Here is a 20341-nt window from a genome sequence, read left to right on the forward strand (position 1 = left end):
TGCTTTTTTTGTAAATAACTTAGTTCACCCGTGCGATACAAAAATCAATCGTTTCAATTAATGCATTTTTGGCAAGACCATCTTTCATTGGTGCAAGAGCGTCAGTCGCGTGTTTCCCATAAATACGTGCTCGTTCTATCGTGTCTGTTAGACTGTCATATTTTTCCATTAAATATTGTGCGTGTTTGAAGGCTTCATCATTATTGACACCGTTTTCAAAAGCTTGTTTCCAGAATGTTTTTTCTAGAGTATTACCGCGTGTGTATGAGAGGATAACAGGCATGGTAATTTTACCTTCTCTGAAGTCATCTCCTATATTTTTTCCTAGTTGCTGAGCATTCCCACTATAGTCGAGGGCGTCATCAATTAATTGAAAAGCTAACCCTAATGATGTACCATACTCACGTAATGCAGAACGTTCATTACATCCGTAGCCAGAAATAATAGGTCCAACTTCAGCTGCGGCTGAAAACAATGCAGCTGTTTTGGCGTTAATAATTTTAAGATAATCTGAAACATGAGTTTCTAAATTTTTCATAGCAGCAAGTTGCATAACTTCTCCTTCCGCAATAATTGCTGCAGCATGTGCTAAAACAGAGAGTGCTTCCATAGAACCAACGTTGACCATCATTTTAAATGCTTGACCTAAAAGAAAATCACCAACAAGAACACTGGCTTGATTGCCCCAAATCATTCGTGCAGTAGGTTTTCCTCGTCTCAAATTACTTTCATCAACGACATCATCATGTAATAAAGTTGCTGTATGCATAAATTCAACAGATGTTGCGAGTTGTATATGTCCATCACCTTGATAACCAAACATATAAGCAGCAGCTAATGTGATCATTGGACGCAGCCGTTTTCCACCTGATGAAATCAGATGATTAGAGATTTCAGGTATCATTTCGACGTTCGATTTGGCCATAGAAACAATAAGTTGATTCGCACGCTCCATATCATCTTTGGTAAGATTGATTAGAGATTGGAGAGAAATTTGATTATCTTTTTTATGATCCGGCTTTGTGGCGGCAATCAATGTGTTGACTCCTAGAGTATTTTAAATGAACATATGCAAATTTAAGTTTACACTTGTAACTAACATAGAGGGGGATTAGTTTTGACTCAAGCTTTGATCCGATTTGAAGCGAAAGTTTTTAAAAACATTTTTTTATGTCTGTACAATATTATATTATAAATTGTGGCGAATGTTAAAATGCAATAATTTAAGATTACAAAAAGACAGATACAGATAATGAGAGGTTTATATTGGTTTCATCTATCAATAGAGCGGTGGAATATAATGATGAAACGATAGATGGCTTTCATCGTGGTAAGTTTTATTTGGTTCAACCGCGTTCATGTGGACATCGTTCTGGTATAGATGCTATGTTGCTTGCTGGTTTAATTCCCACTCACTTTAAAGGAAAAGTTGTTGATTTAGGTGCGGGTGCTGGCGCAGCAGGATTAGCTGTTGCCTCGCGCTGTTTCGAGACTCATGTCACATTAGTAGAGCGATCATCTTTTATGATACATTATGCTAAAAAAACCCTTATGCTAAAACAAAATAGAAAACTAGCTCACCGTATTTGTTTGTTAGAAGCAGATATTACTTTAAAAGGGAGAGCGCGTATAGAAGCGGGTTTGATGGATAATTCTTTTGATTTTGCGATTATGAACCCGCCTTTTAATAGCCCTAAAGATCGTAAAACGTCTGATAAACAAAAAATTGAAGCGCATGTTATGTCTGAATCTATGTTCGACAGTTGGTTGCGAAGTGCTGCAGCAATTGTTAAACCAGGGGGATATCTAGGATTAATTGCACGTCCAAGATCACTGACAAGAATTTTGTGTTCTTTAGAAGGACGTTTTGGTAATATATGCATTATTCCTATTCATTCTCGTGCTAAAGCAGCAGCAATTCGTGTTTTATTTCATGCAAAGAGAGGCAGTAAGGCTGCTTTATCCGTATGTCCAGCATTAACGATACATGATGGGGATGGTCATGCTTTTTCACCACAGATTGATGCTATTAATAATGGACGTATAAGTCTGTGGGAAATTTTTAAATAGTAAATTATATTTTGAAATTTTTATATAGAAAGGTTTTATTTTGAAAGGTTGTATAAAGAAGATTGTTTCGTGTTGTTTCCGTTCTAGTAAATTTGAAATCCCAGTTGTGCGCCTTCACGGAGTGATTATGGATTCGACGTCATTGACGTCTCGTACATTGTCAATAAGTAAGTGTGCAAACCTTTTAGAAAAGGCTTTTAGCTATAACACTGCTCCAGCTGTTGTTCTTGTCATTAATTCTCCTGGAGGCTCACCTGTTCAGTCTCATATTATCTTTCAACGTATTCGTAGTTTGGCTGATGAAAATAAGAAACAGGTTCTGGTATTTATTGAAGATGTTGCAGCATCGGGTGGCTATATGATTGCTTGTGCTGGGGATAAAATTTTTGCTGATCCGTCTTCTATCGTTGGTTCTATAGGAGTTGTTTCAGCGTCATTTGGTTTCCCTGAACTCTTAAAAAAAATTGGTGTAGAGCGTCGTGTTTATACGGCAGGAAAAAATAAAGTTGTCTTGGATCCGTTTCAACCAGAGAAAAAAATGGGAATTGAACATTTAAAATCTTTGCAACTTGAAGTTCATCAGACTTTTATCGATTTGGTAAAAGAACGGCGCGCAGACAAATTATCAAATGATCCAGATATTTTTACAGGAATGTTTTGGACAGGAATGAAAGGTGCTGAGCTTGGTTTGGTTGATGGTTTAGGTGATGTATATTCTGTTGTTAAACAACAGTTTGGTCATAAGGCAAAACTTAAATTAATTTCTCCTGCCAAAAGCTTTTTTGAGCCTAAGAAATCTTTAGGTGTAGCTTCTGATATGGTTCATGCTGCGGTTGATAATGCATTGTTAGTTGCAGAAGAGCGAGCACTTTGGCAGCGTTATGGTTTATGATTAAATTGAGTTTATTGATATAATAGGTTATTCTGTATAATAAATGCCATTTGTTTTGGGAGTTTGCTTTAATCTTATCGATAAAAAGAAGTAATTTGAAATGAGACAGCTAATTTTATTAAGTTTTATTTCTGCAATCGCTTTTTATATTTTTTATGCATTGAAAAATCATTTACAGCGAATGCTTCAGCGTATCTGCAATGCAGAAGTTAAATCGCACACAGATGTAAAAGGAACGCTAGTGCAAGATCCAGATACTGGTGAATACTACATAAAATGACATCAATAGTACGAGATTCTCTTAAGGGATGGGCTTATGTTTCCACACCCATTAAGTTGAATTTAGCTTTGCATGTTGTAGGGCAACGTGAAGATGGATATCATCGTTTAGAAAGCTTAGTTTATTTTAGTCTTAGTGGTGATTGTATAGGTCATACAAATTGTGAAAAGGATCAGTTTATTGTAACAGGTTCTTTTTCTCATGAAATTTCTGCTTATGAAAAAAATAATTTAGCTGTTCGTGCACGTGATTTGATGTGCAAAACTTTTCCTCAAAGAGCTAAGCCTTCTCTTTTGCGGCTTGTCAAGACATTACCTGTTGCTTCAGGTATTGGGGGAGGATCAGGTGATGCAGCTGGTGTTTTGCATGTTTTACGTGAGCAATGGAATCTTGATTGTTCTTGCGAAAAATTAGCAGAAATGAGTTTAGTGCTTGGTGCTGATGTGCCGATGTGTTTTTTGGCATTAGAGTATAGGCAGCCATTTTTTGTTCAAGGAATTGGTAATGAGATAACGCGGTTGAAGGATGCGTGTCCTCTGGCAATGGTTTTGGTTAATCATGGTCAACAAATTATAACACGGGATATCTTTAAGAGTTTAGAAAAGCATCAATATTCTCCTTTAAAAATTGATCAAACCGCTTTGAAAACAGTTGATTCATTGGTTGAATTTTTACGAGAAACGCGTAATGATCTTTTTGCTCCTGCATTAAAAATTGCGCCTCGGTTGAATGAAGTTTTATATGTATTAGACAAAAGTGGTTCTCTTTTCTCTCGTATGTCTGGTTCAGGTGCAACATGTTTTGGTATTTTCAAAGATCAAGAAGAAGCACAGAGCGCTGCTTGTCGTATAAAATCGACGTATCCAGACTGGTTTGTGAAGCCTGTTATGACTTTAGGAAGTTTATCATGATATAATGAATAAGCATTTAGCGTATCATTATACTTAATGTATAAATCTATTTTTTTTAAAGGTTTTTTATTATATCAGGTAAAAATTAATTGTTTTAATTTTATTGAAGAAAGCAATAAAACAGCTCCTTATTATCGGGTGCTACTTTTTTTGTAAAAATTGCAAAAAATGAATGATGGTGCAAAAATATATACATGTCTTGTTATATTCGTGATTTATCAAAAGCGTTTAATTTACCTCTTCAGCCGGATTTTACGTGCGAATTGGATTTACATAAACAAGGATTTTCAAATATAGCAGGTGTTGATGAGGTTGGACGAGGTCCATTAGCTGGGCCGGTGGTAACAGCGGCAGTAATTTTGGATAAAGATCATATTCCTGAAGGAATCAATGATTCAAAAAAAGTTTCTGTTCGGCTGCGAAATAAACTTTATTACGAGATTTTGCAAAGTGCATTAGCGATTTCAATTGTCAGTCTTTGTGCGCGTACAGTTGATCGGTTGAATATTAGACAAGCAACTTTAGAAGCAATGCAGCGTTGTATTGCAGGGCTTGCAGTACCTGTCCATTATGCGCTTATTGATGGGCGTGATATTCCTTCCAATTTGCCATGCCCAGTGACAGCTTTGATTAAAGGTGATCAGCGTTCAATTTCAATAGCTGCCGCATCTATTATTGCTAAGGTAACACGTGATCGAATGATGAAATCTGCTGGACAAGTCTATAAAGGTTATGGCTTAGAAAGACATGTAGGGTACGCAACGGTAGAGCATCGTGCGGCAATTGATCAATATGGGCCTATTATAGGATTACACCGTTATAGTTTTTCACCAATTAAACAGCGTTATAAAGATGATATTTTATGACAATTCTTCCTCTTAGTAACATTTCAATAAAAAAAGCAGTGACGATCCTAAAACAAGGTCACTTAGTCGCTGTACCGACAGAAACTGTGTATGGATTAGCGGCTGATGCAACAAATGGAAAAGCTGTATCTTCTATTTTTGAGACAAAGAAACGACCGCCATTTAATCCTCTTATTGCTCATGTGAGTAGTATTGCGATGGCAGAACATTATGTGGAAATAGATTTCCTTTCATATCGATTAATGGAAGCATTTTGGCCAGGACCTTTGACGTTAGTTTTACCTTTAAAAGAGAATCATAATATTCATCCTTTAACAACTGCGGGTCTTAATACATTAGCTGTTCGTTTTCCAAGAGGTGGTTTTGCAGAGGTTATTCAACATTTTGGTCGCCCTTTAGCGGCACCTAGTGCAAATCAATCAGGACGACTTAGTCCAACGACAGCTGAATCTGTGTTGAAGTCTTTGGGAACATCAGTTCCTTTGATTATTGATGATGGTGCTGCAAAAATAGGACTTGAATCAACAATTCTTAAGGTTTGTAATGATAGTATTTATTTATTGCGTCCGGGAGGAATAACGATTGAGGCAATTGAAAAAGTAATAGAACAACCTTTAAAACGGTTGAAACAGCAGGATGCAATAGAAGCTCCCGGTATGTTAAAATCGCATTATGCGCCCGATGCCGCGGTGCGTTTGAATGTGAAAAAAGTGGAAAGTGGTGAGGCACTTTTGGCCTTTGGACCTGAACGTGTTGCAGGTGTTGAAAATGCTGTATCTGTTTTAAATCTGAGTGTTAAGGGTCAGTTGGAAGAAGCCGCATATCATTTATTTCAATATATGGAACAATTAGATTCATTGAAAGTAAAATGTATTGCTGTAGAACCCATCCCATTTAATGGTTTGGGTGAAGCGATTAATGATCGTTTAATTCGTGCTGCTGCACCGAGGAGAAAATAAGGATGAAGCAGGATTTGATTGAACGTTTCAGAAATATTGTAGGCTCTGAATATGCAATAACAGATCAAAAATTGATAGCACCGTATTTGTGTGAAGAACGTAAACTTTTTCATGGAAAGACGCCGTTGCTTTTACGGCCGTCTTCGACGCTAGAAGTTTCATCGATTATGCATTTGGCTAGCCAAACGCGTACGCCGATTGTTCCTCAAGGAGGAAATACTGGTCTTGTGGGAGCTCAGCAACCAGATGAAAGCGGATGCAATGTTATTTTATCGATGGAGCGTTTGAATAAAATTCGATTGATTAATCCGGAGAGTTATTTTGTTGTCGTAGAAGCAGGTGTTATTTTACATACTTTACAGGAAAAAGCAGACGAGATAGGGCGTTTTTTCCCTCTTTCTTTGGGATCAGAAGGTTCTTGTCAGATAGGAGGAAATCTTTCATCTAATGCGGGGGGAACAGCTGTTTTGGCTTATGGAAATATGCGTGAACTTTGTCTTGGTCTGGAAGTTGTTTTGCCTGATGGGCGTATTTTGAATGATTTCCGTTTTGTTAAAAAAGACAATAGCGGCTATAATTTGAAAGACCTTTTTATTGGAGCAGAAGGAACTTTGGGTGTTATTACAGCGGCTGTTTTAAAACTTTTTCCAAAACCAAAAGGAAAAGCGGTGGCTTTTGTAGGCTTGCACAGTCCAACTCAAGCTCTTGAACTTTTCACTCTTGCGCAATGCTATGGAGGAGCATTGTTAACCGGTTTTGAGCTAATGGGAAAATTGAGTTTACAAATGGCTTTAAATTATAAGGCGTGTGTAAAATCTCCTTTCGATCATGAACATGAGTGGTATGTGTTAATGAATATCTCATCATCACGCAGTGAAAATGAAGCATTGTCAATCTTACATGTTATTTTAGATGAAGCTTTAAAAAATGCTGTGATAGAGGATGCGATTATTGCACAATCATTAAAACAGCAAGATTTTTTTTGGCAATTACGAGAAGATATGTCACCTGCACAGAAATTGGCAGGGGGATCAATCAAACATGATATTGCAATCCCTATTTCTTCTATTCCTGATTTTATCGCAGAAGCTGCTCTTATCGTAGAAGATATTGTACCCGGTGCACAGATAGTTTGTTTTGGTCATATGGGTGATGGGAATCTCCATTATAATGTTACGCAGCCGGTTGGAGCCGATACTGCAGAGTTTTTACAATTATGGTCGCAAATGAATTCTCGTATTCATTGTTTAGCGATGTCCTATCAAGGAACATTTTCAGCGGAACATGGAATTGGGCAGCTTAAGAAAAAAGAACTCCGTACTTTTAAATCACCTGTTGCCTTGGAAGTGATGCAAACGATAAAAAAAACATTCGATCCTTTAGGGATTATGAACCCCGGAAAAATATTATGATGTGAAGATAATCATCAAAACAGAAATGATATTTTTTTGTTTTTTGTCATCATGCAATGAAAAAGAGTTACATTGTGTGTATTATGGTAATGGGTAAGGAATAATATATACAATAGCATTAAGATCTGAATTTATGTGCAGCAATAACCAATTGTGTAAGAAAAATTGAATATTTTTCTTATTGTGTTATTTAAAATTAATAGCTCAGATAATTTAAAAATTTAGGTTTCTCGTGCAATAGCACGCCATCCAATATCTCTTCGAACAAAACCTTGTGGCCAATCAATAGAATCTACAGCTTCATAAGCGCGTTTTTGTGCAAGTGTAATAGTTTCTCCTAATGCTGTGATGTTTAAAACACGTCCACTCTTGGCGATTAATTCTCCATTACATAAAGCTGTTCCAGCTTGAAAAAATTGGACATCTGGAAAGAGATGCTTCACTTCATCAAGGTTACGAATAATACTCCCTGTTTGAGGAGAAACTGGATAACCATTAGCAGCCATGACAACTGTTAAAGCAGATTTTTCAGACCACTGTATATGCTGATTTTCGAGATTTCCTTTGGCCGCTGCAAGAAAAAGAGGAAGAATATCATCTTTTAAACGCATCATTAAAACCTGACATTCTGGGTCACCAAATCGTACATTAAATTCAATTAATTCAGGCCCTTTTTGGGTTATCATTAATCCTGCAAAGAGAATCCCTTTAAAAGGAGCACCTATTTCATTCATACCACGTAAGGCTGGTTCTACAATTTCTTTGAGTGTACGGTTGACCATTTCTTCTGTCATCACTGGAGCTGGTGAATAGGCACCCATACCACCCGTATTCACTCCAGTATCACCGTCACCAACACGTTTGTGGTCTTGTGCTGTTCCAAAGGGGATAGCAGTTTTCCCATCACACAGACAGAAGAAACTTGCTTCTTCTCCTTCAAGAAAGTCTTCAATAACAATTTTTCTTCCTGCATCACCGAAACTTCCTTGAAAGCAAGAATCAACAGCATCAAAGGCTTCTTCCATTGTCATAGCAACAACGACTCCTTTTCCAGCAGCCAAACCATCCGCTTTAATAACAATAGGGACACCTTGTTGATGAATATAGAATTTAGCCTCTTGAGCGTTGTGAAAGCATTGATAGGTGCTTGTAGGAATGTTATTTTTACAACACAAGTCTTTGGTAAATCCTTTTGAACCTTCTAATTGAGCGGCTTTTTGACTCGGTCCAAAGACATAAATGTTAGCGGCATTAAGCGCATCTGTTAAACCGGCAACTAGCGGCGCTTCTGGTCCAACAATCACAAGATCAATAGAATGTGTTTTACAGAAATCAATGATCGTAACATGATCATAAATGTTTAAATCAATATTTTCACCAAATTCCGTTGTTGCAGGATTGCCAGGAGCGCAATATAATTTTGTGAGTAAAGGGGATGCAGCAATTTTCCACGCTAAAGCATGTTCTCGTCCACCGGAACCGATAAGAAGAACATTCATTTCTTGCTCCTATCATAAAAGATGATTAAATCAGTTCTTCTGTCATAAGAATGAAATGTTGTTACTGCAAGATTAAAGGTGAAAATATTTGATGAAAAAGAGCAAAAATATTTTGCAGGTTCAATCCTGTGAACAACAAGGAAGAGTGATGGATGCATCCTCAAAACAATGGGTTTATAGCTTGCTGCCTTGTTCTTTATGGTTTTATGCTCAATTGGCGCGTTGGGACAGACCTATTGGGTGGAAGTTGTTGATGTGGCCTTGTTTTTGGTCAACAACTATGGCTTTTTTATCCTATAAAACGCCTCAAATGTCTTATTTTTCAATGGTAGGAAATTGGATTTGGTATCTTTTTCTTTTCTTTTTAGGCTCTGTTGCGATGCGAGGTGCTGGTTGTACGTGGAATGATCTTATTGATCAAAAAATTGATGCGCAGGTAGCAAGAACCCGTTCTCGCCCCTTACCAGCAGGTCAAGTGAGTCGAATTCAAGCAAAAATTTTTATACTTATACAATGTCTTGTGGGATTGGGCGTTTTATTACAGTTTAATAAGTTTAGCTTTTTTTTAGGTCTTTCATCATTGGTTGCTGTTGCACTTTATCCTTTTATGAAGCGTGTAACAGATTGGCCTCAATTTTTTTTAGGTGTTGCATTTAATTGGGGTGCGTTAATGGGGTGGGCTGTCGTGTACGGCAGTTTGAGCTGGGCACCAATTGTTCTTTATGTAGGATCAATCTTGTGGACAATTGGATATGATACAATTTATGCCCATCAGGATAAAGAAGATGATATTATGGTTGGTGTTCATTCCACAGCTCTCCTTTTTGGAAAGAGAACTAAGTGTGCATTGATATTTTTGTATGGTGGTTTTATTATAATGGCAAGCTTAGCATTTTATCTTGCACAGGTTTCTATTTTGAGTTTCTCTGGTCTTTTAGTGGCAAGTCTCCACATGATTTTTCAAATTAAAGTACTGGATATAAATAATGCTTCACAATGCTTAAAACTATTTAAATCTAACTCATTCGTTGGTTTTATAGTTTTTGCGGGTTTAGTATGTGGAGGCATTTGGATGATGATATGAATCAATAAGATAAAACCGTATAATAGTGAGTATAAAATAAACAGTGTACTGCTGTAGAGAGAAAAAGCACATTATTTTAGAATTTAAAAGAATAGAAAATTAAGGATAAAGCTTTTGTTTTTTCCAATCGTTTTGTTCAATGGAACTACGTGTGAAAAGTAAGCGGTCGTGTAATCGAAATAAGCGATCGCACCAGAATTCTATAAAAAGAGGTTTAACACAAAATCCAGACCAATAAGGCGGACGAGGGATATTGCCTATTGCATAGCGTGCCGTATATTTCGCAATTTCTTTTGTGAGAATAGAACGGTTCTTTAATGGTTGAGATTGTTTGGATGCCCATGCACCAATTTGACTTTCACGAGGTCGTGATTGAAAGTATGTGTCTGCATCTTCGTTTGTGACTGTTTCAACAATCCCTCTAATTCTGACTTGACGGCGCAGCGATTTCCAATGAAAACACAAAGATGCTTTCATAGATTTTAAAATTTCTTGTCCTTTACAACTTTCATAATTGGTATAGAAAACAAATCCTTCTGAACTAAAGTTTTTAAGTAGAACCATGCGAACATTAGGAAGTCCGGTTTCATCAACTGTTGCTAATGCCATTGCATTAGGATCATTTATTTCATTTTTTGTTGCTTCTTCAAGCCAATTTGAGAAAAGTGTAAAAGGCTCTTGTGTTTGCATCAAGTCATCATTTTTCTGTATTTGATTGTTCATAAGATATTTCGAATGCTCGCTAGCTTAAATTAGTTATTTGAATTTTGTGTTATTTAAAGAGTAAAGTTTTTCTCTTTTATTGAAAAATTAATGATATCGTATGTTTTTCTGGCTTTTCGATTATGTTTTGTCTTTTGCATAAGGTAAAACGCTGTATATTAGATATAAAAATATTTATTCCATCTGGTATTTCTATACTTTTATAGACATATAGATAAAGTAAAAATTACTCCATTAAATAGATTGATGAAACAATAAATGATCTTTAATAACAGATGAATTAATATTAAAAAAACGAAACGCTAAAGAGAGGGTAACATGCGTGATCCCTATACGGTTTTAGGTGTACAGCGCACTGCAAAACCGCAAGAGATTAAATCTGCATTCAGAAAATTGGCCAAGAAATATCATCCCGATCATAATAGGGATGATGTTAGAGCTAAAGAAAAGTTTTCTGAGATTAATCAGGCTTATGAAATTATAGGTGATGAAGATAAAAGAGCACAATTTGATCGTGGTGAAATTGATGCGGAAGGAAAATCATTTCATCACGCTTACGGTGCCGGAGGAAATTTTAGAAATAGACAAAATCCTTTTTCAGAAGGAGGAAGGAGATTTGATTTTAATTCTTCAGGGGGGGCTGATTTTGATGCAAGTGATATTTTTCGTGATTTGTTTGGAGGAGGAGGCTTTTCAAATTCCACACAATATAATCGACCTCAACAAGGAGCGCATGTCCGTGCTAACCTTTCTGTTACATTGGAGCAAATTGTTGGGACAGAAAAAGTCGAAGCTGTTTTTTCTGATGGAAAGAAAGTAAAAATTAAATTACCAGCTTATGTTGAAGAAGGACAAACTATTCGTTTAAAAGGTCAAGGAGAAAAAGTAGCGTATGGTCAATCAGGAGATGCTTTAATCACCATTCATATTCAAAAGCATCCTCGTTTTCGAGTTGAAGGACGAGCACTCCATCTTGATTTACCGGTTTCTCTTAAGTCTGCAGTTTTGGGTGCAAAAAAAGAAATTGAAACTTTAGAGGGACGTGTTGTTTTGACAGTTCCTGCATGGTCAAGTTCTGATCGCGTTTTGCGTTTGAAGGGAAAAGGGCTTCCTTTAAAAAGCGGAGAAAGAGACGATCTTTATGTACACGTTCGTATTATGCTACCGGAGAACAAAGACGTCGCTTTACAGCAGTTTTTGCAAATGCAGGAAAATTAATTTGAATTTGTGTAGAAACGTAATTTTTGTTTTATTTGAAACCAATTACTTGAAGAAAAAGTTGACCTATGTCATAGGCAAGTAAATAATGTTGATTTCAAGTAAAAATAGGACAGTGCTAATGGCTAATAATAATTTGTTGCACGGCAAGCGTGGTCTAATTTTGGGGTTGGCCAATAATCGCTCTATTGCTTGGGGGATAGCTAAAGCTGCGAGTGCAGCAGGAGCAGAGCTTGCTTTTACTTATCAAGGTGAGGCAATGAAAAAACGTGTTGAGCCTTTAGCTAAAGAGGTTGGGGGAATCGTCTGTGGTCATTGTGATGTTTCCGATAGTGCATCGATTGATGCGGTTTTTAGTGAAATAGAAAAAAAGTGGGGCAAGCTTGATTTTTTAGTTCATGCAATCGGGTTTTCTGATAAAGATGAACTCAGTGGTCGTTATATTGATGTCAGCGAATCAAATTTTATGATGACAATGAATATTTCTGTTTATTCATTTACGGCTCTTGCTCAGAGAGCAGAAAAATTAATGACAAATGGTGGTTCAATTTTAACGCTAACCTATTATGGTGCAGAAAAAGTTATGCCTCATTATAATGTAATGGGGATTGCTAAAGCAGCACTCGAAGCGAGTGTGAAGTATTTAGCTGTAGATTTGGGCCCTAAAAATATTCGCGTTAATGCTGTATCGGCAGGACCAATCAAGACATTAGCTGCTTCTGGTATTGGAGATTTTCGTTATATCCTTAAATGGAATGAATATAATTCTCCTTTACGTCGTACGGTGACAATTGAAGAAGTAGGTGATTCTGCCATATATCTTCTTTCAGATTTATCTCGTTCTGTTACAGGTGAGATTCATCACGTGGATTCGGGATATAATGTTATTGGCATGAAAGCTGTTGATGCACCGGATATTTCTGTCATCAAAGAATAACATAGTTCTAGAAATTTTATCTGTTAAAAGCAATTTGATGAACGTTATGTCAAGGAATGATAATTCTTGATAAAAATGATTGTTCAGCTTGGCTATTATATCATTTTTAGCGCTAATTAATGCTTTGAAATGTAAACAAGAAGTGTTAGAAACACGCTACTTTCTTAATCACTTTCTATGAGGAAGTGCTTAAGAAGCGAGTAGATAATTAATGATTGTATATTTCATAACAAAAACGACATGATTTATATTTATTGTGACCTCTCATTATTCGATTTTGTCGAAAGTAACGATGTAGGTGATTGTTATGAGGAAGCGTGACGATCCATGTGTTGGGATTTATGTTGTTGACGTATTGATTATTGGTGAAGTGATCATTACTTGCATTGTTGCTGACCATTCTCTAAAGGCATCGTGGGCAGATTGATTATATTAAATAAAAAGGTGAAATATGGCCTACGATCAGGAAAAAGTTGTTTCTGCTATTCAAGCTTTTGAACGCGGTGAAGTTCTTGTCGTAAGAGATGACGATGATCGTGAAAATGAAGGTGATTTAATTGTTTCTGCTGTTCATTGTACAGAAGAAAAAATGGCATTTATCATTCGTCATACATCAGGAATTGTTTGCGCGCCTATGTCAAAAGAGGAAGCTAAGCGATTGGGTCTCACTCCTATGGTGTGTGATAATGATGCAGTGCATGGGACTCAATTCACAGTTTCTGTTGACTATAAATATGGTATAACAACAGGAATTTCAGCATATGACCGTGCATTGGCAGTTCGCAATCTTGCTAATTTTAATGCCTGTGCTCATGATTTTGCTCGCCCTGGACATATTTTCCCTTTGATTGCTCATGAAGAAGGCGTTCTTTTGCGTTCCGGTCATACAGAAGCAGCTGTTGATTTATGCAAATTAGCTCATTTACCACCTGTTGGTGTTATTGGAGAGTTAGTTAATGATGATGGTAGTATTAAACATGGAGATGAGGTTACAAAATTTGCACAAGATAATCGATTGCATCTTATAACTGTTGCTGATCTCATTGCATATCGTCAGCGTAAAGAGATGATCATCCAGCAGGTTGGAGCTATGCAGATTGAAACTTCTATAGGTTCGGCTGTCGCTCAAAGTTATAAGCTTCCTTGGGAAATGCTTCAGCATATTGCAATCGTTTTTGGTGATATCCATGAGGGTGAAGATATTCCAGTATGTTTTTATCACGAGAATATTATCAATGATATTTTTGGTCAATCATCGAATATGATTATTATGATGCAGCATATGGTAGAAAAAGAAAAACGCGGGGTATGTGTTTATTTACGGAAGAAATCTGTTGATGTCCAATCATGTATTGGTGATCAGGTCATGGAAATAAGTGAATTAGAAAAACATGGACAAGCAGTTAAACGTGGAGAAGAATGGCAAAAAAGTGGTTTAGGAGCACAAATTCTGAAATCTTTAGGCATTCGCTCTGTTATTGTTTATGCTTTTAAAGGCAATGATGATGTTGATTTAGAAAGTTTTGGGATTCGTATATCCAAGATCCATACTTTATGAGGATTACATGAAACAAGAGATAAAAAAGGAAGATATTAAAACATTAAGCTTTGAGGAAGCGCTTAAGCAGCTTGAATTAATTGTTGAAAATTTGGAACGTGGGGATGTTCCTTTAGAGCAGTCAATTGATATTTATGAACGTGGTGAAGCTTTAAAAAAGCACTGTGAGAAATTGTTGAAAGTGGCTGAAACTAAAGTTGAAAAAATTAAGCTTTCAGATGAAGGTCATCCAGAAGGTTTAGAGCCACTTGATTCTGAGTGATGTTAAATAATTTTATTGATTTAGTCTTAAGAGACAAAGCAACTGAGTATATAGACAGTAATTTTTAGCAGTTTTTTCTTATAAAATAAGTTAAAACAAAAGAAAGTTGATAGATAAGCTTGGATAAATAAGGGTTTTTAATGAAAAATGCACAATGCTATGCATGAAAGTGGTTCAGAGCGTATATTTATCATCTCATTATTTTTAAGCTAAGGAGTTTGATTTGTCTCGATCATTAACGCCACTTCTTGATCGTATTTATTTGCCAGAAGATTTGCGAGCATTGCCTGAATCTGCTTTGGTGGAGCTAGCGGATGAGTTGCGCGCCGAAACAATTGATACTGTTTCTATTACAGGGGGACATCTTGGCGCGGGACTTGGAGTTGTTGAGCTTACTATTGCATTGCATTATATTTTTAATACACCTGATGATAGAATTATTTGGGATGTTGGTCATCAAGCTTATCCTCATAAGATTTTGACGGGGCGTAGAGATAAAATTCGGACATTACGTCAAGAGGGAGGGTTGTCGGGATTTACGAAACGTTCAGAAAGTGTGTACGATCCATTTGGTGCGGGGCATTCTTCTACTTCGATTTCTGCAGGTCTTGGTATGGCAATAGCCAGTGCTTTGAAAAAAGAAGAAAGACGCAACATCATTGCGGTCATCGGTGATGGCGCAATGTCTGCTGGGATGGCCTATGAGGCGATGAATAATGCTGGTGCTTTAGATGCACGCTTAATTGTTATTCTGAATGATAATGATATGTCCATTGCACCTCCCACTGGTGCTATGAGTGCGCATCTCGCACGGTTAGTTTCCCGCCCTTCTTATCGTAGTTTACGTGAAAAATTAAAAGGTTTAAACAAGAAATTACCAAGATTTTTTTCAGATAAGGCACGTCGTTCCGAAGAATTTGCGCGGGGTTTTTTTGTTGGAGGAACTTTATTTGATGAGCTTGGATTTTACTATGTTGGGCCGATAGATGGTCATAATTTGGAACATTTACTGCCTGTTTTGAAAAATGTTCGCGAATATCCCAATGGGCCTGTTTTAGTGCATGTAGTAACGCGTAAGGGAAAAGGTTATGCGCCTGCAGAAGCATCTTATGATAAATATCATGGTGTTAATCGCTTTAATGTTATTACAGGAAAGCAGGTTAAAACGCAAAGCAATACTTTTTCTTATACGAAAGTGTTTTCAAAAGCTTTAATCGAAGAAGCAAGTCATGATGATAAAATTGTTGCTATAACAGCTGCAATGCCAACGGGAACAGGTCTTGATGCTTTTTCTGAAAAATTTCCTGAAAAAATGTTTGATGTTGGCATTGCTGAACAGCATGCGGTGACTTTCGCTGCGGGTATTGCGTGTGAAGGGTATAAACCTTTTGTTGCTATTTATTCGACTTTCTTGCAGCGTGCTTATGATCAGATTGTTCATGATGTATCTATTCAAAGATTACCAGTACGTTTTGCAATTGATCGAGCTGGTTTTGTTGGTGCAGATGGTGCAACGCATGCAGGAAGTTATGATATTGTTTTTTTGGCAACTCTTCCTGAGTTTGTTGTGATGGCTCCCTCTGATGAGCTTGAACTGATGCATATGGTGCGTACAGCAGCAGTCTATGATCAAGGTCCTATTTCTTTTCGCTATCCACGCGGTAATGGTGTTTGTTCAGAGTTGCCGCAGCGAGGAGAGATTCTTGAAATTGGTAAAGGGCGCATTTTGTGTGAAGGAAATAGAGCCGCATTGGTGTGCTTTGGAACACGGTTATCTGAAGTGTTAAAAGCAGCTGATGAGTTAGAGACAGAAGGTGTATCTGCAACTGTTGCAGATGCACGATTTGCTAAACCTTTGGATAAGGATTTGATCCGTCGTTTAGCGCGCGAACATGAAATATTAGTGACAATTGAGGAAGGTGCAATGGGAGGATTTGGAGCGCATGTATTACAATTTTTGGCGCAAGAAGGATTGTTAGACCATGGCCTAAAAGTTCGCACTTTAACATTTCCTGACGAGTATTTAAATCAAGGTTTGCCAGATAAAGTTCTGTCACGTATTGGACTTGATTCAACAGGTATTATCAATACTGTTTTAACAGCTTTGGGGCGTAAAATTCGAACAATACAAAAAATCCGAGTATAATATGGCAATTACGAAAAGGCTTGATGTTCTTTTGGTTGAGAAAAATTTTTTCCCAACACGTTCTCGAGCACGTGATGCGATTATGAGGAAAACAATTCAAGTTGATGGGAAGATAATTTTTAAAGCTGGGCAAATGATTTCTGAAGAAGCGGAAATTATGGTTGATGATCCAGCACAGCATTATGTTTCGCGTGCTGCATTAAAATTGATTGGAGCACTTGATGTGTTTCCAGTTGTAACATCTCAAGTGACGGCTATTGATATTGGTGCATCAACAGGTGGATTTACACAAGTTCTTTTAGAACGCGGAGCGGCTCATGTTATTGCGGTTGATGTTGGCCATCATCAGTTTGATGTTCGTTTATTAAACAATAATAATGCGATAACATTATTAGAAGGTTTAAATATTAGAAATTTAAAGAAGGAACATTTGAACGGTCATGAAATTGATCTCATTGTTTCAGATGTCAGTTTTATTTCTCTTAAGCTTGCGTTGCCATCTGCCTTATCTTTAGCAAAGAAAGGAGCGCAAGCAGTTTTGTTGGTTAAACCTCAGTTTGAAGCTGGTCGAAAAGATATTGGTAAAAGAGGGATATTGAAAGATCCATTAGTGGCCCAAAAAACTGCTGAGGAACTTTTTACGTGGTTAAATCTGCAAGAGGGGTGGGTTGCAAAAGGTTTACTTCCTTCACCCATTACGGGGAGTGATGGTAATATAGAATATTTGTTATTCGGGGAAAAACAATAATATGAATAACGATATTATCATTGACCATATCGGAGCAAACGGTATTGGTTGTGCTAAAACTCCACAAGGCTTAGTTTATGTACCTTTTACTTTACCAGGAGAGATCGTTGAAGTTGTTTCTCATGAGACAGAGAAGATACGCACTACATTAAAAAAACGATCACTAGAACGTATTGATGTTCTTTGTCAACATTTTGAGAGGTGTGGAGGATGCATGCTTCAACATTGGCATGCTGATGCTTATCGTTCTTGGAAGAGGCAATTGGTTGTTGATATGCTGAAGCAACGAGGACTTAATGTCACTGTATCTCCTTTAATTGAATGTGAAACTCATAGTCGACGGCGAATTACGGTAACAGTTTCTAAAACAAAAGAAGGTTGTATTATTGGTTTTAATCGTTATTTGTCTCATGACGTTGTAGTTATTGAAGAATGTCCAGTGACACGTTCAGAGATTATATTGAAATTAGATACTATCAGAGAAATATGTGCTCTTTTAAGTCATGACACTAAACGGTTTCGAATGATGATCACGTCTGTTGAAAATGGTCTTGATGTTGCGGTGAGCGGTTGTATTGTTCGCAATGAGGTTATTCGTCAGAAAATAATACAGATTGCTCTTTCTAGTGAAATTACACGTTTATCTGTTGAAGGTGAAATTTTTTTTGAACAAGAAAAACCATTAATTTCTTTTGGAGATGTGCATGTTGTACTTCCTCCTCATGGTTTTCTTCAAGCGACTCGTGAAGCAGAAAATAATATGGGAAATATTATTTTATCTCATTTAGAAAAAGCAAAGAATGCTGTTGATTTATTTTCTGGAGTAGGAACTTTCACTTTACGGATGGCTAAAAGGATGAATGTTCATGCTGTTGAGAATGATGTAGCATCATTAGTAAATTTAGAAGCAGCAGTACGTTTTGCTTCTGGTTTAAAAACAGTTACTTGTGAAAAACGCGATTTATTCCGTCGTCCTCTTTCTGTAGAGGAACTTGAGCGTTTTGATAGTGTTGTTTTTGATCCTCCACGCGCTGGTGCTAAAGAACAAGTCAATGAGCTAGCGAAGGCGACAATACCACGTGTTGTAGCGGTTTCATGTAATCCTGTTACATTTGCTCGTGATGTATCTATTCTTGTTTCAGGAGGATACACAATTGAAAAAGTGATTCCTATCGATCAGTTTTTATGGTCCCCTCATGTTGAAATTGTTGCAACTTTGAGCAAACGTAAAAAGAAAACGGGCTGGAAACTTTAGTTTAAACTGAACAATTCATTTGAATTATTTTAGTAAATTTCAAATGAATCTTGTTCAATTTATTTTATCCTAATTCTGTTCCACCGATAGTCATATTATTAATTCGTAAATGAGGTTGTCCGACGCCAACAGGAACATTTTGACCTGCTTTCCCACACATTCCAATGCCATTATCAAGTTTGCTATCATTGCCAATCATTGTAACTCGTTTCATAGCATCTGGTCCGTTTCCAATAAGAGTTGCACCTTTGATTGGTGCTATAATTTTACCATTTTCCACTCGATAAGCTTCTGTACATTCAAATACAAATTTTCCAGAGGTAATATCTACTTGTCCTCCGCCAAATGAAACAGCATAGATACCATTTTTAAGAGAAGATAAAATTTCTTCAGGCGTTTTATCTCCTCCTAACATCATTGTATTTGTCATTCGTGGTATTGGTATATGTGCGTAGGATTCACGCCGTCCATTTCCTGTTGGCTTAACACCCATAAGTCGAGCATTAAGCCGATCTTGCATAAAACCAACTAATTTTCCATCTTCAATGAGGATATTGCGACCTGATGGTGTTCCTTCATCATCTATGGTGAGAGATCCTCTGCGTTGAGGAATTGTTCCATCATCCACAATAGTAACACCTTTTGCTGCAACTTGTTGCCCCAAAAGTCCAGAGAAAGCTGACGTTTTTTTGCGGTTAAAATCACCTTCCAAACCATGTCCAACAGCTTCATGGAGCATAACACCAGGCCATCCATTAGCCAAAACAACGTCAAATGTTCCTGCGGGTGCTGCTTCTGCTTCTAAGTTTACGAGAGCCATGCGAAGGGCTTCATCAGCAGCTGTTTTCCAATTTTCTTCACTAATAAATTGGCTAAAGTCCTGTCGTCCACCACATCCGTAGAAACCACTCTCACGCCGATTACCATTTGCTGCAACAACAGAGATAGAAAGTCGTACAAGAGGACGGATATCACGAGCAAAGTAACCATTAGCACGTAGGATTTCAACATGTTGTAGTGAGCCAGAAAGAGCTACGGTAACTTGATGCAATTTATCATTTTTATTGCGTAAATAAGCATCAATTTTTTGTAAAAGAGCACTTTTTTCTTCAAAAGATGGAGTATTGAGAGGATTGTTTGGTTGATAGAGAGTTTTATGTGTTTTTTGAGGAGCTACACTATAAGATCCTGTGTGATTATAGGTAACAGCTTTAGCTGCGTCACTCGCACGTTTGAGCGCTGCAGCTGATAATTCGCCAGAATGAGCATATCCTGTGGCTTCTTCAGAAACAACACGTAAGCCAAATCCTACATCTTGGTGAAATGAACCATTTTTGAGTTGGCCATTATCAAATAAAAGAGTTTCACTTTCTGTATATTCAAGATAAAGTTCACCATCATCAGCATTATGAAGCGCGTCTTCTACAAGCAACTGCAATTTTGATGAAGGAATATCAAATTGGTCAATCAGTGATCTCATGATGGTTATCCTATTTTATTTGGGATACTACATTTCTTATT

Annotated in this window: 19 protein-coding genes; 15 read left to right on the forward strand and 4 right to left on the reverse strand. The window is 37.1% G+C overall.

Features of this window, described 5'->3' with window-relative positions; translation table 11 throughout:
- Window positions 1–19: 19 nt before the first annotated feature.
- Entirely contained in the window at window positions 20–1036 is a 1017-nt protein-coding gene (locus tag NPY00_RS03185; RefSeq protein ID WP_269020629.1) for a polyprenyl synthetase family protein, read from the reverse strand.
- Window positions 1037–1266: 230 nt separating this feature from the next.
- On the opposite strand from NPY00_RS03185, the gene NPY00_RS03190 reads away from it, so the two are divergent.
- From NPY00_RS03190 to NPY00_RS03220, 7 genes are all read left to right on the forward strand, one after another.
- Window positions 1267–2070: a tRNA1(Val) (adenine(37)-N6)-methyltransferase gene (locus tag NPY00_RS03190; RefSeq protein WP_442864025.1), complete on the forward strand. Its 804-nt coding sequence runs from the start codon at window positions 1267–1269 to the stop codon at window positions 2068–2070.
- Window positions 2071–2197: 127 nt separating this feature from the next.
- The gene (locus NPY00_RS03195; RefSeq protein WP_442864026.1) at window positions 2198–2962 is read left to right on the forward strand and encodes a S49 family peptidase; all 765 of its coding nucleotides are present in this window, start codon (window positions 2198–2200) and stop codon (window positions 2960–2962) included.
- 100 nt (window positions 2963–3062) lie between these two features.
- Window positions 3063–3242 carry a hypothetical protein gene (locus NPY00_RS03200; RefSeq protein WP_269020631.1) on the forward strand — a complete coding sequence of 60 codons (180 nt, stop codon included), beginning with the start codon at window positions 3063–3065 and terminating at the stop codon, window positions 3240–3242.
- Entirely contained in the window at window positions 3239–4153 is a 915-nt protein-coding gene (locus tag NPY00_RS03205; RefSeq protein ID WP_269020632.1) for a 4-(cytidine 5'-diphospho)-2-C-methyl-D-erythritol kinase, read from the forward strand. The genes NPY00_RS03200 and NPY00_RS03205 overlap by 4 nt, the downstream gene beginning before the upstream one ends.
- Before the next feature lie 194 nt (window positions 4154–4347).
- On the forward strand, window positions 4348–5019 hold the full coding sequence (locus NPY00_RS03210; RefSeq protein ID WP_269020633.1) for a ribonuclease HII: 672 nt from the start codon (window positions 4348–4350) through the stop codon (window positions 5017–5019).
- Complete coding sequence (locus NPY00_RS03215; RefSeq protein ID WP_269020634.1) at window positions 5016–5978, forward strand: L-threonylcarbamoyladenylate synthase; 963 nt, start codon at window positions 5016–5018, stop codon at window positions 5976–5978. The genes NPY00_RS03210 and NPY00_RS03215 overlap by 4 nt, the downstream gene beginning before the upstream one ends.
- A 2-nt stretch (window positions 5979–5980) precedes the next feature.
- A complete protein-coding gene (locus NPY00_RS03220; RefSeq protein ID WP_269020635.1) occupies window positions 5981–7390 on the forward strand; it encodes an FAD-binding oxidoreductase in 1410 nt (469 codons plus the stop codon).
- 221 nt (window positions 7391–7611) lie between these two features.
- Here NPY00_RS03220 and purD read toward each other — a convergent pair whose 3' ends face one another.
- Window positions 7612–8889, reverse strand: coding sequence for a phosphoribosylamine--glycine ligase (purD, locus tag NPY00_RS03225; protein WP_269020636.1), 1278 nt, complete (start codon window positions 8887–8889; stop codon window positions 7612–7614).
- A 91-nt stretch (window positions 8890–8980) separates the two neighbouring features.
- Between purD and ubiA the strand changes: the two genes are divergently transcribed.
- Window positions 8981–9973 (forward strand): 4-hydroxybenzoate octaprenyltransferase, encoded by a 993-nt coding sequence (gene ubiA, locus NPY00_RS03230; protein WP_269020637.1) that lies wholly within the window; start codon window positions 8981–8983, stop codon window positions 9971–9973.
- A 99-nt stretch (window positions 9974–10072) separates the two neighbouring features.
- Here the strand turns inward: ubiA and pdxH are convergent, their stop codons facing one another.
- The gene (pdxH, locus tag NPY00_RS03235; protein WP_269020638.1) at window positions 10073–10696 is read right to left on the reverse strand and encodes a pyridoxamine 5'-phosphate oxidase; all 624 of its coding nucleotides are present in this window, start codon (window positions 10694–10696) and stop codon (window positions 10073–10075) included.
- A 318-nt stretch (window positions 10697–11014) separates the two neighbouring features.
- Between pdxH and NPY00_RS03240 the strand changes: the two genes are divergently transcribed.
- From NPY00_RS03240 to NPY00_RS03270, 7 genes are all read left to right on the forward strand, one after another.
- Complete coding sequence (locus tag NPY00_RS03240) at window positions 11015–11914, forward strand: J domain-containing protein (protein ID WP_269020639.1); 900 nt, start codon at window positions 11015–11017, stop codon at window positions 11912–11914.
- A gap of 121 nt (window positions 11915–12035) precedes the next feature.
- Window positions 12036–12851 carry an enoyl-ACP reductase FabI gene (gene fabI, locus NPY00_RS03245; RefSeq protein WP_269020640.1) on the forward strand — a complete coding sequence of 272 codons (816 nt, stop codon included), beginning with the start codon at window positions 12036–12038 and terminating at the stop codon, window positions 12849–12851.
- Window positions 12852–13302: 451 nt separating this feature from the next.
- Complete coding sequence (ribB, locus tag NPY00_RS03250; RefSeq protein WP_269020641.1) at window positions 13303–14409, forward strand: 3,4-dihydroxy-2-butanone-4-phosphate synthase; 1107 nt, start codon at window positions 13303–13305, stop codon at window positions 14407–14409.
- A 7-nt stretch (window positions 14410–14416) separates the two neighbouring features.
- A complete protein-coding gene (locus NPY00_RS03255) occupies window positions 14417–14671 on the forward strand; it encodes an exodeoxyribonuclease VII small subunit (RefSeq protein ID WP_269020642.1) in 255 nt (84 codons plus the stop codon).
- A gap of 223 nt (window positions 14672–14894) precedes the next feature.
- The gene (dxs, locus tag NPY00_RS03260; protein WP_269020643.1) at window positions 14895–16817 is read left to right on the forward strand and encodes a 1-deoxy-D-xylulose-5-phosphate synthase; all 1923 of its coding nucleotides are present in this window, start codon (window positions 14895–14897) and stop codon (window positions 16815–16817) included.
- A 1-nt stretch (window position 16818) separates the two neighbouring features.
- A complete protein-coding gene (locus tag NPY00_RS03265) occupies window positions 16819–17565 on the forward strand; it encodes a TlyA family RNA methyltransferase (RefSeq protein WP_269020644.1) in 747 nt (248 codons plus the stop codon).
- 1 nt (window position 17566) lies between these two features.
- On the forward strand, window positions 17567–18820 hold the full coding sequence (locus NPY00_RS03270) for a class I SAM-dependent RNA methyltransferase (RefSeq protein WP_269020645.1): 1254 nt from the start codon (window positions 17567–17569) through the stop codon (window positions 18818–18820).
- Between the two features lie 64 nt (window positions 18821–18884).
- Here the strand turns inward: NPY00_RS03270 and tldD are convergent, their stop codons facing one another.
- Window positions 18885–20300: a metalloprotease TldD gene (gene tldD / locus NPY00_RS03275; protein WP_269020646.1), complete on the reverse strand. Its 1416-nt coding sequence runs from the start codon at window positions 20298–20300 to the stop codon at window positions 18885–18887.
- Window positions 20301–20341: the final 41 nt, after the last annotated feature.

Origin of the sequence: Bartonella sp. F02 (assembly GCF_026929975.1) — a bacterium.
Taxonomy (GTDB): domain Bacteria; phylum Pseudomonadota; class Alphaproteobacteria; order Rhizobiales; family Rhizobiaceae; genus Bartonella.

Excerpts from the sequence above, each read along its gene's own strand:
- tldD (WP_269020646.1), bottom strand. The coding sequence starts at position 20,300 with ATGAGATCACTGATTGACCAATTTGATATTCCTTCATCAAAATTGCAG.
- NPY00_RS03240 (WP_269020639.1), top strand. The coding sequence starts at position 11,015 with ATGCGTGATCCCTATACGGTTTTAGGTGTACAGCGCACTGCAAAACCG.
- fabI (WP_269020640.1), top strand. The coding sequence starts at position 12,036 with ATGGCTAATAATAATTTGTTGCACGGCAAGCGTGGTCTAATTTTGGGG.
- NPY00_RS03200 (WP_269020631.1), top strand. The coding sequence starts at position 3,063 with ATGAGACAGCTAATTTTATTAAGTTTTATTTCTGCAATCGCTTTTTAT.
- NPY00_RS03265 (WP_269020644.1), top strand. The coding sequence starts at position 16,819 with ATGGCAATTACGAAAAGGCTTGATGTTCTTTTGGTTGAGAAAAATTTT.
- NPY00_RS03215 (WP_269020634.1), top strand. The coding sequence starts at position 5,016 with ATGACAATTCTTCCTCTTAGTAACATTTCAATAAAAAAAGCAGTGACG.
- ribB (WP_269020641.1), top strand. The coding sequence starts at position 13,303 with ATGGCCTACGATCAGGAAAAAGTTGTTTCTGCTATTCAAGCTTTTGAA.
- NPY00_RS03210 (WP_269020633.1), top strand. The coding sequence starts at position 4,348 with ATGTCTTGTTATATTCGTGATTTATCAAAAGCGTTTAATTTACCTCTT.
- NPY00_RS03270 (WP_269020645.1), top strand. The coding sequence starts at position 17,567 with ATGAATAACGATATTATCATTGACCATATCGGAGCAAACGGTATTGGT.
- purD (WP_269020636.1), bottom strand. The coding sequence starts at position 8,889 with ATGAATGTTCTTCTTATCGGTTCCGGTGGACGAGAACATGCTTTAGCG.
- NPY00_RS03195 (WP_442864026.1), top strand. The coding sequence starts at position 2,198 with ATGGATTCGACGTCATTGACGTCTCGTACATTGTCAATAAGTAAGTGT.
- NPY00_RS03255 (WP_269020642.1), top strand. The coding sequence starts at position 14,417 with ATGAAACAAGAGATAAAAAAGGAAGATATTAAAACATTAAGCTTTGAG.
- NPY00_RS03220 (WP_269020635.1), top strand. The coding sequence starts at position 5,981 with ATGAAGCAGGATTTGATTGAACGTTTCAGAAATATTGTAGGCTCTGAA.
- NPY00_RS03205 (WP_269020632.1), top strand. The coding sequence starts at position 3,239 with ATGACATCAATAGTACGAGATTCTCTTAAGGGATGGGCTTATGTTTCC.
- ubiA (WP_269020637.1), top strand. The coding sequence starts at position 8,981 with ATGAAAAAGAGCAAAAATATTTTGCAGGTTCAATCCTGTGAACAACAA.
- pdxH (WP_269020638.1), bottom strand. The coding sequence starts at position 10,696 with ATGAACAATCAAATACAGAAAAATGATGACTTGATGCAAACACAAGAG.